The organism is Cellulosimicrobium sp. CpK407, assembly GCF_051844275.1.
Lineage (GTDB): Bacteria > Actinomycetota > Actinomycetes > Actinomycetales > Cellulomonadaceae > Cellulosimicrobium > Cellulosimicrobium cellulans_G.
Map to the genome: position 1 here is coordinate 41,942 of NZ_JBGNYC010000004.1, position 18,022 is coordinate 59,963.

An 18,022-nucleotide genomic window follows, 5' to 3' on the forward strand; every position below is an offset into this window, starting at 1 on the left:
CTGGCTGTGGTCTGAAGCTGTGGGCCGCCGGAGCCGGGGGTCGCCCGGTCCCGGGACCGGGGGTCATCGCGCCCGGCGCCGGGGCCGCGCCGCCCGGCCGACGACCGCGAGCGAGCGCCGCACGACGCTCCCCCGCGCCGCCAGCGCCTCCGCCGCGCCGGGCTCGGTGCGGGCGAAGGAGATGAGCACGCCGAGCGCGGCCATGGTCATGATGAGCGCGGAGCCGCCCGCGGAGACGAGCGGCAGCGGGACGCCGATCACGGGGAGCAGACCGATCACGACGCCGATGTTGATGAACGCCTGCCCGACGATCCAGCACGCGATCGCGGCGGTCGTGATCTTCACGAACGGGTCCGGGTGCCGCCGGATGATCCGGCTCGTCGCGACGCCGACGATCACGAACAGGCCGAGGACGAGCAGCGTGCCGAAGAGCCCCAGCTCCTCGCCGATCACGGCGAAGATGAAGTCGTTGTGCGCCTCGGGCAGGTAGCTCCACTTCTCGCGGCTCGCCCCGAGGCCGACGCCCGTGAGGCCGCCGGTGCCCAGCGCCCACTGCCCGTGCAGGGACTGGTAGCACTCGCCGAGCGTGTCCGTGCACTCACGGTAGGTGGCCATGATGCGCCCCAGCCGGTCGCCGCCCGACTGGTTGAGGATGAACACGTAGCCCACGACGAACGCGGCGATGCCGGCACCGAGCGCGAGCAGCCGGCCGTCGGCGCCCGAGACGAAGAACGCGCCGGCGACGAGCGCCATGAGCACGAGGGCCGTGCCCAGGTCGTGTCCCGCCAGGACGAGCCCGATCACCACCACGGCGACCGGCACCGCGGGGACGAGCACGTGGCGCCACTGTCCGAGCAGCCGCTGCTTGCGCCCGAGCACCGCGCCGAGCCACAGCGCGAGGGCGAGCTTGGCGATCTCCGCCGGCTGGAAGCGGAAGGACCCGATCTCGACCCAGCCGATGTTGCCGTTGACGTTCACCGCGAGGGGCGTGAAGACCAACGCTTGGAGTGCGAGAGCCGCGACGAGCGCGGGCCAGGCGAGGCGCTTGTACCAGGCGATCGGGATCCGGGTCGCGACGAGCAGCACGGGCAGCCCGAGGAGAGCGAACCGGGCCTGGTCCAGGAACGCGCCGAACGGGGACTTGCCCGCCGCGATCTGGGTGACGGCCGAGCTCGAGAAGACCATGACGAGCCCGATGATCGTCAGCAGCGCGGTCGCCCCGACGAGGAGGTAGTAGCTCGTCACGGTGCTGTTCCACTGCCCGAGCCAGGGCCGCTCGGCCGGGACGGCGGTCGTGCGAGGGCGCGCCCCGCGGCCGGCCGGCGGCTTCGCCCGGCCCCGTGCCGACTTCCGACCCGCGCCCGTGCGAGGGGTCGTGCGCGTCGACGGCGCCCCTCGTCCGTTCGCGGTCTGTGTCATGGCCGGACCGGCCTACCCGTGGTCGGGGCGCAGCGCGCGCGCCGCGTCGGCGAACGCGTCGCCGCGCGCCGCGTACGAGCGGAACTGGTCCATCGACGCGCCGGCCGGGGCGAGCAGCACCGTGTCGCCGGCCTGCGCGAGGCGGCGGGCGGAGTCGACGGCGCGGGGCATCACGGTCCCAGTGTCGCCAGGATCGACCCGCACGACCGGGATATCGGGCGCGTGTCGGGCGAGCGCGCCCGCGAACGGCTCCGCGTCCACGCCGATGAGCACCACGGCCCGCAGCCGGTCGGCGCGCGCGGCGACGAGCTCGTCGAACGAGGCGCCCTTGGCGAGGCCGCCCGCGACCCACACGACGGTCCCGGGCGCGAACGACGCGAGCGACGCGGAGGCCGCGTGCGCGTTGGTCGCCTTGGAGTCGTCGACGTAGGCGACGCCGTCGACCGACGCGACCTGCTCGATGCGGTGCGAGCCCGTGCGGAACGCGCGCAGGCCGTCGCGCACGGCGACGGCCGGGACGCCGTGGGCCCGGGCGAGGGCGGCCGCGGCGAGCGCGTTCGCGACGACGTGCGCGGGCACGACGCCGTCGGCCCCGGCCAGGTGCGCGAGGTCGCCCAGCGTGGCGAGCTCGGCCGCGTGCGTGTGCCGGTCGGGAGCGTCCGCGGGCGCGTGGAACGCGCGGTCCACGAGCACGTCCTCGATGACGCCGAGCTGGCCGCGCGTCGGGGCGCCGAGCGTGAAGCCCACGGCGCGCGCGCCCTCGACCACGTCGGCCTCGCGCACCAGCGCCTCGGTGCGCGGGTCCGCGGCGTTGTACACGCACGCCACCTGCGCGTCCTCGAAGACCCGGCCCTTGTCCGCCGCGTACGCGTCGATCCCGCCGTGCCAGTCGAGGTGGTCCGGGGCGACGTTGAGCACCGCGCCCGCCTCGGGCGACGTCGTGTGCGTGAAGTGGAGCTGGAAGCTCGAGAGCTCCACGGCGAGCACGTCGAGCGTCGGGTCCAGCACGGCCTCCACGACCGGCGTGCCGACGTTGCCCACCGCCGCGGCGCGCAGGCCCGCGGTCCGCAGGATCGTCTCGAGCATCTCGACGGTCGTCGTCTTGCCGTTCGTCCCGGTCACGGCGAGCCAGGGCGCGGGACTCCCGGACGGGCCGTCGACGCGCAGGCGCCAGGCGAGCTCGACCTCGCTCCACACCGGGACGCCCCGCTCGGCCGCCGCCACGAGGAACGGATGGCTCGGCGGCCACCCGGGCGAGACGACGACGAGATCGGTCGCCGCGAGGTCGACGTCCTCCGCGGCGTGCAGGTCGGCGTCCTCCGCGCGGTCGTCGAGCGTGACGACGACGGCGACCCGGGTCGCGAGCGCGGCGGCGGCCGCCCGGCCCGAGACGCCGAGGCCGGCGACGACCACGCGCGCCACGTCGAGCGGGACCGCGAGGTCGTGACGGTCGCGTGCCACTAGCCGACCACCCACTCGGCGTAGAAGATGCCGATGCCCAGCGCGGCGAACAGCCCGGCGATGAGCCAGAAGCGGATCACGATGGTGACCTCGCCCCAGCCCGACAGCTCGAAGTGGTGGTGCAGCGGAGCCATCTTGAACACGCGCCGACCGGTCATCTTGAAGAAGCCGATCTGGATGACGTCGGAGAGCACGATGATGACGAAGAGGCCGCCGATGATGAGCGCGAGGAACTCGGTCCGCGTGAGGATCGAGAGGCCGGCGAGCGCGCCGCCGAGGGCGAGCGACCCGGTGTCGCCCATGAAGATCTTCGCCGGGCTCGCGTTCCACCACAGGAAGCCGAAGCACGCGCCGACGATCGCCGCGGCCACGATCGCGAGGTCCTGCGGGTCTCGCGTCTCGTAGCAGCTCGGACCGGCCGAGGCGAGGCGCTGGCACGTCTGGTTGAGCTGCCAGATCCCCACGAGCACGTACGAGCCGAACACGATGAGGGACACGCCCGTCGCGAGGCCGTCGAGGCCGTCCGTGAGGTTCACCGCGTTCGACCACGCCGTGATGAGGAAGTTCGCCCAGATCACGAACAGGATCAGCCCGACCGTGGCGCCCGCGAACGCGAGGTCGAGGTTCGTGTCGCGCAGGAAGGAGATGCGCGTGGACGCCGGCGTGCGGCCGTGCTCGTTCGGGAACTGCAGCGCGAGCACCGCGAACGCGATGCCGACCGCGCCCTGGCCGATGATCTTCGCGCGGGCCGTGAGCCCGAGGCTGCGCTGCTTGCGGATCTTCGTGAAGTCGTCGAGGAAGCCGACGATCCCGAGCCCCGTCATGAGGAACAGGACGAGCAGGGCGGACACGCTCGGGAACCGCCCCGAGACCACGTACGACATCGCCCAGCCGAGCAGCGTCGCCCCGATGATGACGACCCCGCCCATGGTGGGCGTCCCGCGCTTGGTGAAGTGCGCCGTCGGGCCGTCCTGGCGGACGAACTGCCCGTAGTTGCGGTGGACGAGGAACCGGATGAACAGCGGCGTGCCGAACAGGGCGACGAGCAGGGAGACGCCCGCCGCGACGATGATCGCGATCATGCGCCGTCACCTCCGGACGTGTCCGCGCCGGCCGCGGCCAGCTCGTCACCGAGCCGCCACAGGCCGGACCCGTTCGAGGCCTTCACGAGCACGACGTCCCCTTCCCGCAGCTCGTCGCGCAGCAGCGCGGACGCCGCCTCGACGTCGGGGACGAACCGCGTCTCGTCGCCCCACGACCCCTCCTGGGTCGCGCCGTCGTGGATCCCGCCGGCGCCCTCGCCGACCACGACGAGCAGCTTGACGTTCAATCGGACCACGAGCCGGCCGATGTCGTCGTGAGCGACGCGCGAGTCCTCGCCGAGCTCGAGCATCTCGCCGAGCACCGCGACGGACCGCCGGTCGCGCCCCGCCATGACCGCCAGAGCTTTGAGCGCGGCCCGCATCGAGTCGGGGTTGGCGTTGTACGAGTCGTCGATCACCGTCACGCCGTCGGGGCGCTCGGTGACCTGCATCCGGTGCGGGCTCAGCGCGCGCGCGTCGGAGAGCCGCGCGGCGACGTCGGGCAGCGCGACGCCGAGGCGCAGCGCCGCCGTCGCGGCCGCGAGGGCGTTCGTCACGTGGTGCTCCCCGACGAGGCCGAGGGTCACGCGCGCGTGCGCCTCCGCGCCCGTCGCCCCGGACGCTCCCGGGCGCACGCGCAGCGTGAACGACGCACGGCCGGTCCGGTCGATCCCGAGGTCCTCGGCGCGCGCGTCGGACGCGGGGATCGTCCCGAACGTCACGACCTCGCCCGGCGCGGCGTCGGCCATCGCGGCGACGCGGAGGTCGTCGGCGTTGAGCACCGCGACCCCGCCCGGGGCCAGGCCCGTGACGATCTCCGCCTTCGCGCGCGCCACGGCCTCGATGCCGCCGAACTCCCCGAGATGGGCGCTGCCCACGACGAGGACCACCGAGACGTCGGGAGGCGCGATGCGGGTCAGGTAGGTGAGGTGGCCGACGCCGCTCGCCCCCATCTCCAGCACGAGGAAGCGCGTCGAGTCGTCCGCCTCGAGCACGGTGAGCGGGAGCCCGATCTCGTTGTTGAACGAGCCGCGCGGCACGACCGTCGCGCCCTCGGGCCGCAGGAGCTGCCCCAGCAGGTCCTTGGTCGTGGTCTTGCCCACGGAGCCGGTCACCGCGACGACCCGCAGGTCGCCACGCTCGCGCAGCGTCGCGAGCACGTGCCGGGCGAGCTCGCCCAGAGCGGTCTGGACGTCGTCGACGACGACGCACGGCACGTCGAGCTCACGGGCCGCGAGGACCAGGGTCGCCCCGGCGGCGACCGCCCCGGCCGCGTAGTCGTGGCCGTCGACGTGCTCGCCGGGCAGCGCGACGAAGAGCGATCCCGGCTCGACCCGGCGCGAGTCGACGACGACGGGCCCCCCGACCCGCGCCTCCGGGTCGGCGGACAGCCGTCCGCCGGTCGCTGCGGCCACCTGCGCCGCAGTGAGCTCGATCATGCGTGGTGCTCCTTCAGGTCGTCGGGGGTTCCGTGGGGTGCAGCGCCCGCGTCCCGCTCCTCGAGCGCGGCGCGCGCCTCGACACGGTCGTCCAGGGCGTGGTCGACGCCGGCGATCTCCTGCCACACCTCGTGGCCGCGGCCCGCGACGAGCACCGTGTCGTCGGGGCCGGCGGCGGCGATCGCCTCGCGGATCGCGCGTGCGCGCGGCGCGACCTCGAGCACCACGACGTCGCGCGCCTCCGGGGCGGCGGCTGCCGCCGCGCGGGCGGCGAGGGCCCCCGGGAGGACCTCGGCCCGGATCGCGGCCGGGTCCTCGCCGTGCGGGTCGTCGTCCGTGACGACGACGACGTCGGCCCCCTCGACCGCGACGCCGCCCATCGTGGGCCGCTTGCCGCGGTCGCGGTCGCCCGTGGCGCCGAACACGACGACCAGACGACCGGGCGTCGTCGGGCGCAGCGCGTCGAGCGCGAGCGCCAGCGCGTCGGGGTTGTGGGCGAAGTCGACGACGACGCGCGGGCGGTGCGGAGGACGCGAGACGAGCTCCATGCGTCCCGGGACCGCCGGGGTGAGCCCGCCGGCCGCCTCGAGCGCCGCCTCCAGGTCGCGCGGGTCCGTGCCCGCCTCGAGCACGAGCGCGAGGGCGAGCGCCGCGTTGGCGACGTTGAACGCACCGGGCAGGGCGGTCGTCGTGCGCACCCGCCGCCCGTCGCGGTGGCGCAGCGTGAACGCGGAGCCCCCCGCCGCCGACGGCTCGACGTCGTGCACGGTCCAGTCGGCGGCAGGCTGCGCGTCCGCGGCGTCCTGCGTGCCCACGCGCAGCGACGCGACCGGGATGCGGGCCGCCGCGACCATGCGCTCGCCCCACGCGTCGTCCACGACGACGACGCCGCGGCGGGCGTGCTCCGGCGTGAACAGGAGCGCCTTCGCCTCGAAGTACTCCTGGAGGTCGCCGTGGAAGTCGAGATGGTCCTGGCTGAGGTTCGTGAAGCCCACGACGTCGAACACGAGGCCGTCGACCCGGTGCAGCGCGAGCGCGTGCGACGAGACCTCCATCGCGAGGGTGCGCACCTCGTCCTCCCGCATCGCCGCGAGCAGCGCCTGCAGGTCGGCGGCTTCCGGGGTCGTGAGGCGGCTCGGCAGGACGCGGTCGCCCGACCGCATCTCGACCGTGCCGATGAGGCCGCCCTTCCAGCCGAGCGCGCGGAGCGCGTGGTCGACCAGGTAGGTGGTGGTGGTCTTGCCGTTCGTGCCGGTCACGCCGAACGTCGTGAGGTCCTGCGCGGGGCTGCCGTAGACCCACGCGGCGACGGGGCCGAGCAGCGCGCGCGGGTCCGCGGCGACGAGCACCGGGACGCCCAGGTCCGCCTCGGCCGCCAGCGCCGCGCCCTGCTCGTCCGTGAGAACGGCGTGCGCCCCGCGCGCGACGGCCGCGGGAGCGAAGCGCGCCCCGTGCGCCCGGGCACCGGGGAGGGCGACGAAGAGGTCGCCCGCGTCCGCCGTGCGGTCGTCGGAGGCGACCCCCCACACCTCGACGGGGCCCGGTGCCGACGGCGCTGCGGGCCCGTCACCTGCGCGGACGTCGAGGCCGAACCGTGCTGCCAGGTCCTCGACCGACCGACGGGTGGTCGCGGCAGGACGAAGGCGGTCGATCGGGGATGTCACGTGTAGAACCTACCGTGCCGCGACCGCCACCCCCGCAAGCCGTCCCGCCCTCGCCGCCGCTCCGGACCATGATTCACCGGACCTCCACGGACGCCGTCCCGGACGGAGCGACGGGCTCGCCGGGCGGGGCCGACCGACGAGGTGAGGTTCACCACGTCGTCGGGAGCGGCACGTACGGCTCCGTGCTCGGCTGCACGCCCTCGTGCTCGAGCGTGAAGCCCATGATCTCGCTGAACACGGGTGCCGCGACGACACCGCCGAAGATCGACGAGTGGGGGTCCTTGAGGAACACGGACACGGTGTAGCGCGGGTCGTCCGCGGGCGCCACGCCGATGAACGACGCCATGATCGAGGACAGCCTCCCGTCGGAGCCGGCCATCTGCGCCGTGCCCGTCTTGCCGGCCACCCGGTAGCCGGGCACCGCGGCGCTGGAACCCGTGCCCTCCTCGACGACCGACTCCATCATGTGCAGCACCGTGTCCGCCGTCTCCTGCGAGACCACGCGCACCGGGGCGGGGCGCTCGGCGGGGACGAACGCTCCGCGCTCGTCGGTCGTGCCGGCGACGATGCTCGGCGTCGTGCGGACGCCCCCGTTCGCGATCGTGGAGAAGACGCTCGTGGCCTGGATCGCGTTCACGGACACGCTCTGGCCGAAGAGCACGGCGTACTCGGTGCGGCCGTCCCACGCGTCGGCGGGGTGCAGGATGCCGGCGGACTCTCCCGGCAGGCCGAGGCCGGACTTCTCGCCGAACCCGAACTTGTGCAGATAGTCGTAGCGCACCTGCTTGGGGATCTTCTCCCCGACCTGGACGGTCCCGGTGTTCGACGACTCGGCGAGCACCCCGGCGAGCGTGAGCCGCTCCACCGGGTGCTCGTGCGAGTCCCGGAAGGTCTCGCCGTTGGGCGTCGTGTAGAGGTAGGGCACCTCGAACTGGGTCGCCGGGTCGGCGTACCCGCCCTCGATGGCGGCGGCCATCGTGACGACCTTGCCCGTCGACCCGGGGTCGAACACGTTCGACACCGCGCGGCTCGGCCGCGCGACGGCGTCCGTCGTGCGGTCGTTCGGGTTCACCGTGCCGGAGTCCGCGAGCGCGAGGACCTCTCCCGTGCGGACGTCCTGCACGACGGCGATCGCGTACTCCGCGCCGGTCTCGCTCACGGCGCGGTCCACCGAGTCCTGCGCCTTCCACTGCACGTCGCGCGCGACCGTGAGCTGCACGTTGCGCCCGGGCACCGCCTCCACGACGTCGCACCGGCCGGTCGGGATGACCTGGCCGCCCAGCCCGGCCTCGCACTCGCGCGACCCGGAGACGCCGGCGAGGACGTCGTCGTAGGACGCCTCGACCCCGCCGCCGCCCGCCTGCTCCTCGTTGACGAAGCCGACGAGGTTGCCCGCGACGGTGCCCGCCGGGTACGTCCGCTCGCTCGTCATGGTGGTGCGCACGTAGGCGGAGAGCCGGAGGTCGGCGATCTGGCGCTGCACCTCGGGCGTGACGTCCTTGGCGAGGACGACGTACCGGGACGTCCCGTTGAGCTGCGCGGCGAGCTCCGGGGCGGACCGTCCGAGGATCGGGGCGAGCAGCTTGGCCACGCCCACGGCACCGCCCTCTTCGAGCGGCTCGCCGTCGACGAGGTCCGCGGTGCGGGGCGTGAAGTCGGCGATCGTCTTCGGGTCCGCCGCGACCGTGTACCGGTCCACCGAGGTCGCGAGCACCACGCCGTCGGCGTCGGTGATGTCACCGCGGTGGGCGAGGAGCGTCGAGCTGCGCGTACGGTCGGCGCGCGCGTCCGCCGCGAGCGCCGGCCCGCGGAGCACCTGGACGTTCACGAGCTGACCCACGAAGACCGCCGTGATCACGCCGGCGACCACGATGAGCCACCGCTGGCGCCGCTCGGGACGCCCCGGCTCCCGGCTCGCCCGCGCGGGGCGGGCGGGCGGGCGGGCGCCGTCCCGCGGGGCTCGGGAGCCGGTGCCCCTCGACGACCGGGCGGACGCGGCCACGCTCCGCGTGCCGTTCGCCGGCGTCCGCGACCCGGTGCGCGCCGCGCCGCCCGCCGCGGCCCGGCCCGCGCCGGAAGCACCGCGGCCTCCCGGCGAGGGCCGGGAGGCCGTGGGGGCGGGTCGGGTCCGCTGCGTGCTCGCTGCGGGTCGCGACCGGCGGTCGCGTCCCGCTCCGGCGTCGCCCGTCACTGCCCGGCCTCCTCCAGCACGCCGCCGACGACCGTGCCGTCGGACAGCCGGAGCATCGCGGGGTCCTCCGCGGGAACCATGCCGAGGGACGCCGCGGTGTCCGGCAGCGAGGTCTTCCGGGCATCGACCTGCGCCTGCAGGCTCTGCGTGTCCTGGGCCACGCGGCTCACCTCCCGGCGCAGCTCCGACATCTCGTAGGAGTTGCGCGCCATCGTCGTGTTCACCAGGAGAGCACACAGGAGCGCGGCACCGAGGATCGACATGCAGACGACGAGGAACGGGATCTTGGACCGCGCCTGCAGCGGCGCGCGGACGATCTCGAGCCGCGAGCGGAGCGCGCGCTCGGACGCGCCACCCGGCAGCGCCGTGAGCGACGGGCGCGGTGCCGGGCGCGCCGTGCGCGGGAGCGGGCGGGCGGCGGTCGACCTCTGTGCGCTCATCGTGTCCTCTCCCCCGGGTCGTGCGGTCGGTCGGTCTGGCGGTGCGTCGGGCGCCGGTGCTGCGGCGTGGGTCGGGTCCGCTCGGCGGCGCGGAGCCGGACGGACGCGGAGCGCGGGTTGGACTCCCGCTCCTGCTCGGAGGCCTCCTCCGCGCCCCGGGTGAGGAGCCGCAGGTAGGGCTGGTCGTCCTCCGGCACCACGGGCAGCCCGGGCGGGGCGCTGACGGTCGCCCCCGCGGCCAGCACCCGCTTGACGATCCGGTCCTCGAGCGAGTGGTACGACTCGACGACGACGCGTCCCCCGACGGCGAGCACGTCCACCGCGGCGGGGACCGCGCGCTCGAGGACCTCGAGCTCGCCGTTCACCTCGATCCGCAGCGCCTGGAAGGTGCGCTTGGCCGGGTTCCCGCCCGTCGTGCGCGTCGCCGCGGGGATCGCGCCGCGGACGACCTCGACGAGCTCGGCGCTGCGCTCCCACGGGCGCTGCTCGCGGCGTCGGACGATCGCCCGGGCGACCCGCTGCGCGAACCGCTCCTCGCCGTAGTCGCGCAGGATCCGCGTGAGCGCGCGCTCGTCGTAGGTGTTGAGGACGTCGGCGGCGGTCTGGCCGGTCGTCGCGTCCATGCGCATGTCGAGCGGCGCGTCGTGCGCGTAGGAGAACCCGCGGTCCGCCTCGTCGATCTGCAGCGACGACACGCCGAGGTCCATGAGCACGCCCTGGACCGGCCCGCCGACGACGTCGGCCACGACCTCGCCGATCTCGTCGTAGACGGCGTGCACCGCGCGGAACCGGTCGCCGAAGCGCTCGAGACGGCGCGACGCGCGCGCGATGGCCTCGGGGTCGCGGTCGATGCCGACGACGCGCGCGGTCGGGACCTGCTCCAGGACCGCCTCGGTGTGCCCGCCCATCCCGAGCGTGCAGTCCACGAGGACGGCGCCGGGCTGCGCCAGCGCCGGAGCGAGGAGGTCGACGCACCGCTGGAGGAGGACCGGGACGTGCCGCTCGGCGGCGTCGTCGGGAGTGCTCGTCATGTCCGTCTCCTCTCCGTGCTGGTCGGTGGCCGGGTGGCGCGGGACGCGCCGCCGGGTGGTGCTCCTCGTCGGCCCGGCCCCGTACGGTCAGGTCTCCCTCCGCGTCCTTTCTGGCGCCGGGGAAGTGCGTCAGACCGGGCGGGAGGAGGCCTCACCGTGCGGGAGCCGGGGGTGACCCTAGAAGCGCAGGTCCGGGAACACCTCCTCCGCGGTGTCGGAGTACGCCGACTCCTGCTCCGCGAGATACGTCTCCCACGCCTGCGCGTCCCAGATCTCCACCCGCGTGCCGGCGCCGATCACGGCGACGTCGCGGTCGAGCCCCGCGTACGCCCGCAGGGGCGCGGGGATCGAGACGCGTCCCTGCTTGTCCGGGATCTCGTCGCTCGCCCCCGAGAGGAAGACGCGCAGGTAGTCCCGGGCCTGCTTGCTCGTCACCGGCGCCTGCCGGATCTGGTCGTACATGCGCCGGAACTCGTCCATCGGCAGCAGGAACAGACAGCGCTCCTGCCCCCGCGTCATGACGAGACCCGGTGCGAGCCGCGACCGGAACTTCGCGGGGAGGATGAGCCTCCCCTTGTCGTCCAGCCGTGGCGTGAAGGTGCCCAGGAGCAGGCCGGAGGAACCGCCGAGCACGTCGTCCACGAAACCGGACATGCACCAGGCACCTCCTCTCCTGCTCCCTTCTCCTCCACGGTACTCCACTTCCCTCCACCGCTCTCGGTGAATCCACCGGCTTTCACCCGCCTTCGCAGGATCTCCGCAGGTCAGACGCCGTGGAGCGCGGTGGAGGGGAGTGCTCCCCATGGCGCGTCGCGGCGGGAGCCCGCCCGCGGGCCCCGCGGCAGGCGCGCGCCCGTGCGGCGCGTCCGCCCTCGCGACGACGCTCGGCGCACGGCGCACGGTCCACTAGGCTCTTCCCACCCGCGGTCTCCCTGGTCCGCGACCCTGCGCCACCGACGACGGAGGTCTCCGTGCTCCCCGACATCGCCCCTGTCGCGCCCTCCGACGAGCCCGGGGGCGGCCCCCTCGCGGGACTCGACGAGCTGGTCGAGACCACGGGCCGGATCCGCTCCGGCATCGAGTCCGTGGTCACGGGCCGGCCGGACCTCGTGACGGTCACGGTCGCCGTTCTCCTCGCCCAGGGTCACCTCCTCATCGAGGACGTCCCCGGCGTCGGCAAGACGACGCTCGCCAAGGCGCTGGCCCGCACGATCGACTGCAAGGTCGGCCGTATCCAGTTCACGCCGGACCTCCTGCCGAGCGACCTCACCGGCGTCAACATCTACCGCGCGGCGAACCACGAGTTCGAGTTCCGCCCCGGCCCCGTCTTCTCGAACATCGTCATCGGCGACGAGATCAACCGCGCCTCGCCCAAGACGCAGTCGGCGCTCCTCGAGTGCATGGAGGAGGGACAGACGACGGTCGACGGGACCACCCACCCGCTGCCGAGCCCGTTCCTCGTCGTCGCGACGCAGAACCCCGTCGAGATGGAGGGCACCTACCCGCTCCCGGAGGCGCAGCGCGACCGCTTCATGGCGCGGCTGACCGTCGGCTACCCCGACGTCGACGCCGAGCTCCGGATGCTCGACCGGCAGGAGTCGGACAACCCGCTGGCGCACCTCCGCCCCGTGACGACCGGCGCGGCCGTCCTGCGGTTCGCCGAGGTCGCGCGGGCCGTCTACGCGTCCACCGCCGTCAAGCGGTACGTGCTCGCCCTCGTCACCGCGACGCGCGAGCACCCGGGCCTGCGGCTCGGCGCCTCGCCCCGCACGACGCTCCAGCTCCTGCGCGCGGCGAAGTCCCTCGCGGCCATGGCGGGGCGCGACCACGTGCTCCCCGACGACGTCCAGTACCTCGCCGTCCCGGTGCTCGCGCACCGCCTCGTCATCACGACGGAGGCCCGGCTCTCGGGCCAGGACGCCGAGGCCGTCGTCGCGTCGATCGTGGCGCAGACGCCGATCCCCGCCCTGGACGCGACCGAGCGACGCTGACGTGCGCGCCCCGTCGTTCCTCGCGCGGCTCCGCGGCAGGGGCAGGAGCCTCGCCAGCGCGCGCCTGACCCGCCGCGGCACGGTGCTGCTCGCCGCGGGTGCCGCGCTCGCCGTCCTGGGCGTCACGCTCGGGCTGCCCGACCTCGTCGGGCTCGGCGTCGCCGGGGCGCTCGCCGTCGGCGCCGCCTGGTGCTGGATGGCCGTCCGTCGGATCGACCGCGGTCGTGGTGCCCTGCACGTGACGCGCCGCGTCCAGCCGAACCCCGCCGTGCGCGGGCAGTTCACGACGGCGCGCCTCACGGTCGCGGCCACGCGGGCGACGTCGTCCACGGCCACGACGCTCGCCCGTCTGAGGATCAGCGAGCAGGCGGCGCACGAGCTGTGCGACGAGGGCTCCCTGCGCGCCCAGGTCGCGACGGTGGGCGACCACATCGCGGTGCGCTACCGACTGCGCCCCCTCCGCCGCGGACGGTGGCCGCTCGGCCCGCTGCTCACGACGCGGGTCGACCTGTTCGGCCTGGTCAGCGCGACCCAGGAGCTCGGCGAGCCGACCGCGGTCGCCGTGTGGCCGCGCACGGTGGAGCTGCCCGTCCGCGGGTCGCGCGCGTTCGGCGAGCACGAGCGCTCCGCGTCGGGCGCCCGGCTCGCGTCGAGCGACGACTCGGTGCTGCGCGACTACGTCGCCGGCGACGACCCGCGGCGCGTGCACTGGGCCAGCGCGGCCCGGCACGGTCAGCTCATGGTCCGCGCGGACGAGAGCGCGGGCCTGCCGCCCGTCAGCGTCCTCCTCGACCGCGGGCTGCTGCCCCACCCGGAGCTCGCCGCGTCGAGCCCGCGCGCTCTCGCCGACGGCGAGTGGGCGGTCGAGTGCGCGGCGTCGATCGGCGTGTCGCTCCTCCAGGCCGGCCACCCCGTCCGGCTCGTCCCGACGTCGCTCGCGCCGGTCGTGTCCGGCACGGGCTTCCGCGTCAACCGCTCGGGCGAGGGCCCGGCCGACCTCCTGGACGCCACCGTCGACCTGCACGGGCACCACGTCGTCGCGGACGCCGACCGCTCGGTCGTCGCGACGTCCGAGGCGCTGCGGCGGGACCGGCGCCCGGGCGAGATCACCGTCGCGGTGCTCGGCCCGCTCGGCTCGGTCGCCCGGCACACGGTCGCGGCCATGGCCGGGGACGGCCTGCACCGCGCGCTCGTGGTGAGCGCTCGTCCCTGGGCACCCGAGCACGCGGACGCCCTCGAGACGGTCGCGGCCCTGCGCTCGACCGGGTGGCACGCCGCGCTCGTCGACCCGTCGGCGTCCCTGGAGCACGCCTGGACCCTGCTCGTGGAGGGCTCACGATGACCACGTCCCGCCCGGACTCCACGACCTCGGTCGGCCTCCGCGTGCTCGCGACGACCGCGCTCGTCGCCGTCGCGGTCACGGCGTCGACCTACGCGCTCGGCAGCGTCATCGGTCCGGGCGGCTGGTCCGGCACCGCCGTGCGGACCATCGCGGTCCTGGCCCTCGTGACCGGCGTCTCGCGGTACGCCCTCGAGCGCGGCCACGCCGCTCGCGGGGAGACCCTCGCCCCGCCGGCCGCGCTGCTCCCCTCGCTCGCCGGGCTCGTCGTCGGGCTCTGGGCCCTGCTCGGGCTCTACGGCGGCCCGACCGACCGGTTCTCCCCGCTCATCGGCCTCTCGAACGTCGACCGGGTCCTGTCCCGGCTCTCCACCGCGCGGGACCTCACGCTCGCCGAGGTCGCCCCCATCGACCCGAGCCTGCCGATCGCGCTCATGGCCGTCGGCGGCGCCGTCGTCGTGTTCCTCGTCGCCGACCTCATGGCCGGCGGGCTCCGGCTGGGCGCAGGCGTCGCGGTGCCGCTCCTCGCGCTGTGGGTCCCGGGACTCGTCATCATGGGCGAGATCCCGCCCCTGGCGTTCGTCGTGACCGTGACGGCGCTGGTCCTGCTCCTCGCGGTCGACAACCCGCACCGCACCGTGCGGCGTGGCGCGGCCGCGCGACGGGCCGAGGACCGTGCGGCCGGTGGCCTGCGTGCCGCCGGGGCGCTCGTCGTGGCGGTCGCCGTCGCGGTCGTCTCCCTGGGTCTCGGGTCGGCGAGCGCTTCTCTCCCCGAGGTCGCGTCGGCGTCGTGGTCCCGGCTCTTCTCGTCGACCGGGCAGACCGTGCGGCTCTCGGACGACCTGGACATGCGGCGCGACCTCGCCGAGCGCTCGGGCGAGGTCGTGCTGCGCTACCGCACCGACGGCGACGAGGTCGGCCCGCTCCGCGTGTTCACCCTCACGGGCTTCGACGGCACCAACTGGCGGCGCGGCGCGGACCGCGACGGCACCCCCATCGAGGCGGCCGACCAGATGCTGTGGCCCACCGACCCGGGCGGGGTCGAGGAGCCGACCTCCGTACGCGTCACGCTCGAGTCGCTGCGGGACACGAAGCTCCCCCTCCCGACCGAGCCCCGCACCGTGGACATCGACGGCGACTGGTCGTACGACGACGTCCGCGACGAGGTGCTCGGCGAGCAGCCCACCGGCGCGGGCACCGCCTACGAGCTCGCGGTCTTCTCCCGCCCCCTCGACGCGGAGTCGCTCCGCGGGGCGAGCGGCGCGGACCCGGACGACCCCAACTACCTCGACGTCCCGGCGACCGAGCACGAGCAGGACATCCGCGACCTGGCGGCCACGGTCGTCGAGGGGGCGCCGACCCGCTACGACCAGGCGCTCGCGCTGCAGACGTACTTCCGCGACGTCTCGCAGTTCACGTACTCGACCGAGGTGCCCCCGGGCGACTCCGGCGACGCGGTCTGGGACTTCCTCCAGGACCGCACGGGCTACTGCGTCCAGTTCGCGACGTCGATGACGATGATGGCGCGGACCCTCGGGATCCCCGCGCGCCTCGGCGTCGGGTTCCTGCCGGGCGAGCGCGTCGACGACTCGAGCTTCCAGGTCACCGGCCGCGACTCCCACGCCTGGCCGGAGCTCTGGTTCCCGGGCCAGGGCTGGGTGCGGTTCGAGCCGACCCCGGCCCAGCAGACGGGGCCCACGCCGCGCTGGGCGACGCCCGTGGCCGTCACCCCGGGAGGCCCGCAGGACCCGGGCAACGTGCCGACCCCCGGTGCGACGACCGGGGCGCCCTCGGCCCCCGCGAGCCCGGCACCCACGACGTCCGGGACCGGTGGGACGACCGGCGGCGGTGCGGACGAGGGCGCGCCGTGGCCGCTCGTCGTGGGGGTCGCGCTCCTCGTCGCGGTCGCCGTCGGCGGGGCGCTGTGGCTCGTGCTGCGGCGTCGTTCCGAGACACCGAGTCTGCGTGACGCCGAGGACGCGTGGGACGAGCTCGTCGACAGGCTCGGGGCGCTCGACGTCCGGTGGCCGACGTCCACGACTCCCCGCCGCGTTCCCGCCGCCGTCGTCGCGAGCCTGCAGGCGCGTCGCGGGCAGCACCCGCGCGACGAGGACGTGGCCGAGGCGGTCGCCGGGCTGGCGTCGGCCCTCGAGGCCGAGCGTTACGCCCCGGAACCGCGGACGGTCACCCGCCCGGAGCGGCTCCAGGAGCTCGTCGACGCGGCGGTCGACGCGGTCGAGGGATCGCTCAGCGACCGTCCTGCTCGCGCCGACGGTCCCAGCGCTCTTCCAGTCGGCTGAGGAACGGCTTGCGGCGCGTCGACTTGCTCGGCGCGGCCGGGCGGACGGTGCCGTCCGCCTCGACGGTCCCGACCGGTCCCTTGCGCGACGAGCGCGGGGACTGGAAGACCAGGACGACGCCCCCGAACATGAGGACGAAGCCGATCACCCCGAGCCAGGTCTGCGAGAGCGCAGCGCCCAGCACGAGGAGGAGGAGGCCGCCTACCACGCCGACCCCGGCCAGGACGTAGCGCAGCGCCGAACGTCGTCGTGGCGCCTGGAGCGTGTTCGCCAACCGCGGGTCGTCCGAGGTGAGCGCGCGCTCCATCTGCTCCAAGACCCGCTGCTCGTACTCAGACAGAGGCATGAGCACCCCGTTTCTCCACGCTGGTCGTGTGTCACCCTCAGGATAGATCGACATCCGCGGGGGTGGTAGTCGAGCGGGCCCTGGCGGGCCCCATGGCGATGGATCTCACGCCGAACCGCCCTCGGACCGCGTCGACGGCCTCCTCCACGCGGCGCCGCGCCGCGCTCGTCTCCTCGACGGCCTCCTCGAGCGTGGGCTGCACGACGGCCTCCGCGCGCGGCTCGAGACCCTCCGCGCGGACCCCCACGAGCCGGACGGCCAGGCCCCGCAGGTCGACGCTCGAGACGAGCTCCCGTGCCACGAGGTAGATCTCCCGCGCGACGTCCGTCGGGGCGCCGAGGGTCCGCGCGCGGGTGACGGTGCGGAAGTCGCTCGTGCGGACCTTCACGCTCACGGTGCGTGCGACGAGACCCTGGTGGCGCAGCCGGCCCGCGCACCGGTCCGCGAGCTCCAGGACGCGCGCCTGGACCGCCGTGAGGTCGCGCAGGTCGTGGGCGAACGTCGTCTCGGCGCCGATGCTCCGTTCCGACCGCTCGGGCTCGACCGGCCGGGGGTCGCGCCCCCACGCGAGGTCGTGCAGGTGCGCGCCCGCGACCTTGCCGACCGCTGCCTGGAGGGAGGCGACGTCCGTGTCGGCCAGCTCGGCGACGGTCCGGATGCCCCACTGCGCGAGGGCGCTCTCGGTCCGCTCCCCCACCCCCCACAGCGCGCCCACGGGCAGCGTGCGCAGGAACGGGACCGTGGCCGCGGCCGGCACGAGGAGCACGCCGTCCGGCTTCGCGTGCGTCGAGGCCAGCTTGGCGACGAACTTGTTCGTCGCGATGCCGACCGAGCAGGTGATGCCGTGCTCGGCCCGCACGCGGCGCCGCAGCTCGGCCGCGATCCGCGTCGGCGGCCCGAGCCGTCGCCGGGCCCCGCTCACGTCGAGGAACGCCTCGTCGACGCTCACCTGCTCCACGAGCGCCGTGATCTCGCCGATCGCCGCCATGACGGACCGGGAGACCTCGTGGTACCGCGTGTGGTCCGGCGGGACGACGATCGCCTGCGGGCACAGGCGGCGCGCCGTCACCATCGGCATCGCCGAGTGGACACCGAAGGCCCGCGCCTCGTACGTCGCCGCGAGGACGACACCCCGTTCCGCGCCGCCGACGATCACCGGGCGACCGACGAGCTGGGGGCGCCGGGCGAGCTCGACGGACGCGAAGAACGCGTCCATGTCGACGTGGAGGATCGAGCACCCCTCCTCGTCGTCGCCCCAGTCGCGGCGGACGCTCGCGCGCGGACCGCGGCTCATCGCCGCCTCACCGGGCGCTCGACGC

14 protein-coding genes are annotated in these 18,022 nt (G+C 75.0%); 3 read left to right on the top strand and 11 right to left on the bottom strand.

The features are described 5' to 3' along the window. Window positions 1-63: 63 nt before the first annotated feature. The 9 genes from ftsW to mraZ form a co-directional block, all read right to left on the bottom strand. Window positions 64-1,419 carry a putative lipid II flippase FtsW gene (ftsW, locus tag ABWU78_RS03010; RefSeq protein WP_439157508.1) on the bottom strand — a complete coding sequence of 452 codons (1,356 nt, stop codon included), beginning with the start codon at window positions 1,417-1,419 and terminating at the stop codon, window positions 64-66. 12 nt (window positions 1,420-1,431) lie between these two features. Beyond that, window positions 1,432-2,880, bottom strand: a complete 1,449-nt coding sequence (gene murD / locus ABWU78_RS03015; RefSeq protein ID WP_439157509.1) for a UDP-N-acetylmuramoyl-L-alanine--D-glutamate ligase — start codon at window positions 2,878-2,880, stop codon at window positions 1,432-1,434. Next, window positions 2,880-3,962 (bottom strand): phospho-N-acetylmuramoyl-pentapeptide-transferase, encoded by a 1,083-nt coding sequence (gene mraY / locus ABWU78_RS03020; protein ID WP_253051366.1) that lies wholly within the window; start codon window positions 3,960-3,962, stop codon window positions 2,880-2,882. Before mraY ends, murD begins: the two co-directional genes overlap by 1 nt. Then, complete coding sequence (locus ABWU78_RS03025; RefSeq protein ID WP_439157510.1) at window positions 3,959-5,401, bottom strand: UDP-N-acetylmuramoyl-tripeptide--D-alanyl-D-alanine ligase; 1,443 nt, start codon at window positions 5,399-5,401, stop codon at window positions 3,959-3,961. Before ABWU78_RS03025 ends, mraY begins: the two co-directional genes overlap by 4 nt. Beyond that, on the bottom strand, window positions 5,398-7,065 hold the full coding sequence (locus ABWU78_RS03030; RefSeq protein WP_439157511.1) for a UDP-N-acetylmuramoyl-L-alanyl-D-glutamate--2,6-diaminopimelate ligase: 1,668 nt from the start codon (window positions 7,063-7,065) through the stop codon (window positions 5,398-5,400). Before ABWU78_RS03030 ends, ABWU78_RS03025 begins: the two co-directional genes overlap by 4 nt. Before the next feature lie 148 nt (window positions 7,066-7,213). Beyond that, on the bottom strand, window positions 7,214-8,935 hold the full coding sequence (locus ABWU78_RS03035; RefSeq protein WP_439157512.1) for a peptidoglycan D,D-transpeptidase FtsI family protein: 1,722 nt from the start codon (window positions 8,933-8,935) through the stop codon (window positions 7,214-7,216). Between the two features lie 317 nt (window positions 8,936-9,252). Further along, a complete protein-coding gene (locus ABWU78_RS03040) occupies window positions 9,253-9,696 on the bottom strand; it encodes a hypothetical protein (protein WP_253051362.1) in 444 nt (147 codons plus the stop codon). Further along, on the bottom strand, window positions 9,693-10,727 hold the full coding sequence (rsmH, locus tag ABWU78_RS03045) for a 16S rRNA (cytosine(1402)-N(4))-methyltransferase RsmH (protein WP_439157513.1): 1,035 nt from the start codon (window positions 10,725-10,727) through the stop codon (window positions 9,693-9,695). Before rsmH ends, ABWU78_RS03040 begins: the two co-directional genes overlap by 4 nt. Window positions 10,728-10,904: 177 nt before the next feature. Beyond that, complete coding sequence (gene mraZ, locus ABWU78_RS03050) at window positions 10,905-11,339, bottom strand: division/cell wall cluster transcriptional repressor MraZ (RefSeq protein ID WP_031316739.1); 435 nt, start codon at window positions 11,337-11,339, stop codon at window positions 10,905-10,907. A 371-nt stretch (window positions 11,340-11,710) separates the two neighbouring features. Between mraZ and ABWU78_RS03055 the strand changes: the two genes are divergently transcribed. From ABWU78_RS03055 to ABWU78_RS03065, 3 genes are read left to right on the top strand one after another with little or no spacing between them, the layout of a single operon-like run. Next, window positions 11,711-12,718 (top strand): AAA family ATPase, encoded by a 1,008-nt coding sequence (locus tag ABWU78_RS03055; protein ID WP_439157559.1) that lies wholly within the window; start codon window positions 11,711-11,713, stop codon window positions 12,716-12,718. A gap of 1 nt (window position 12,719) precedes the next feature. Beyond that, window positions 12,720-14,060, top strand: coding sequence for a DUF58 domain-containing protein (locus ABWU78_RS03060; protein WP_439157514.1), 1,341 nt, complete (start codon window positions 12,720-12,722; stop codon window positions 14,058-14,060). Further along, entirely contained in the window at window positions 14,057-16,357 is a 2,301-nt protein-coding gene (locus ABWU78_RS03065) for a transglutaminaseTgpA domain-containing protein (RefSeq protein ID WP_439157515.1), read from the top strand. The genes ABWU78_RS03060 and ABWU78_RS03065 overlap by 4 nt, the downstream gene beginning before the upstream one ends. Here the strand turns inward: ABWU78_RS03065 and ABWU78_RS03070 are convergent. Both ABWU78_RS03070 and ABWU78_RS03075 read right to left on the bottom strand, forming a co-directional pair. Beyond that, window positions 16,305-16,703 (bottom strand): DUF3040 domain-containing protein, encoded by a 399-nt coding sequence (locus tag ABWU78_RS03070; RefSeq protein ID WP_439157516.1) that lies wholly within the window; start codon window positions 16,701-16,703, stop codon window positions 16,305-16,307. The genes ABWU78_RS03065 and ABWU78_RS03070 overlap by 53 nt on opposite strands. 37 nt (window positions 16,704-16,740) lie before the next feature. After that, window positions 16,741-17,997 carry a DNA polymerase IV gene (locus tag ABWU78_RS03075; protein ID WP_439157517.1) on the bottom strand — a complete coding sequence of 419 codons (1,257 nt, stop codon included), beginning with the start codon at window positions 17,995-17,997 and terminating at the stop codon, window positions 16,741-16,743. Window positions 17,998-18,022: the final 25 nt, after the last annotated feature.

Bases quoted from the DNA above. Each gene is read 5' to 3' on its own strand.
- ftsW (WP_439157508.1), bottom strand. From the start codon at position 1,419: ATGACACAGACCGCGAACGGACGAGGGGCGCCGTCGACGCGCACGACC.
- mraY (WP_253051366.1), bottom strand. From the start codon at position 3,962: ATGATCGCGATCATCGTCGCGGCGGGCGTCTCCCTGCTCGTCGCCCTG.
- ABWU78_RS03025 (WP_439157510.1), bottom strand. From the start codon at position 5,401: ATGATCGAGCTCACTGCGGCGCAGGTGGCCGCAGCGACCGGCGGACGG.
- ABWU78_RS03040 (WP_253051362.1), bottom strand. From the start codon at position 9,696: ATGAGCGCACAGAGGTCGACCGCCGCCCGCCCGCTCCCGCGCACGGCG.
- rsmH (WP_439157513.1), bottom strand. From the start codon at position 10,727: ATGACGAGCACTCCCGACGACGCCGCCGAGCGGCACGTCCCGGTCCTC.
- ABWU78_RS03065 (WP_439157515.1), top strand. From the start codon at position 14,057: ATGACCACGTCCCGCCCGGACTCCACGACCTCGGTCGGCCTCCGCGTG.
- ABWU78_RS03070 (WP_439157516.1), bottom strand. From the start codon at position 16,703: ATGCCTCTGTCTGAGTACGAGCAGCGGGTCTTGGAGCAGATGGAGCGC.
- ABWU78_RS03075 (WP_439157517.1), bottom strand. From the start codon at position 17,997: ATGAGCCGCGGTCCGCGCGCGAGCGTCCGCCGCGACTGGGGCGACGAC.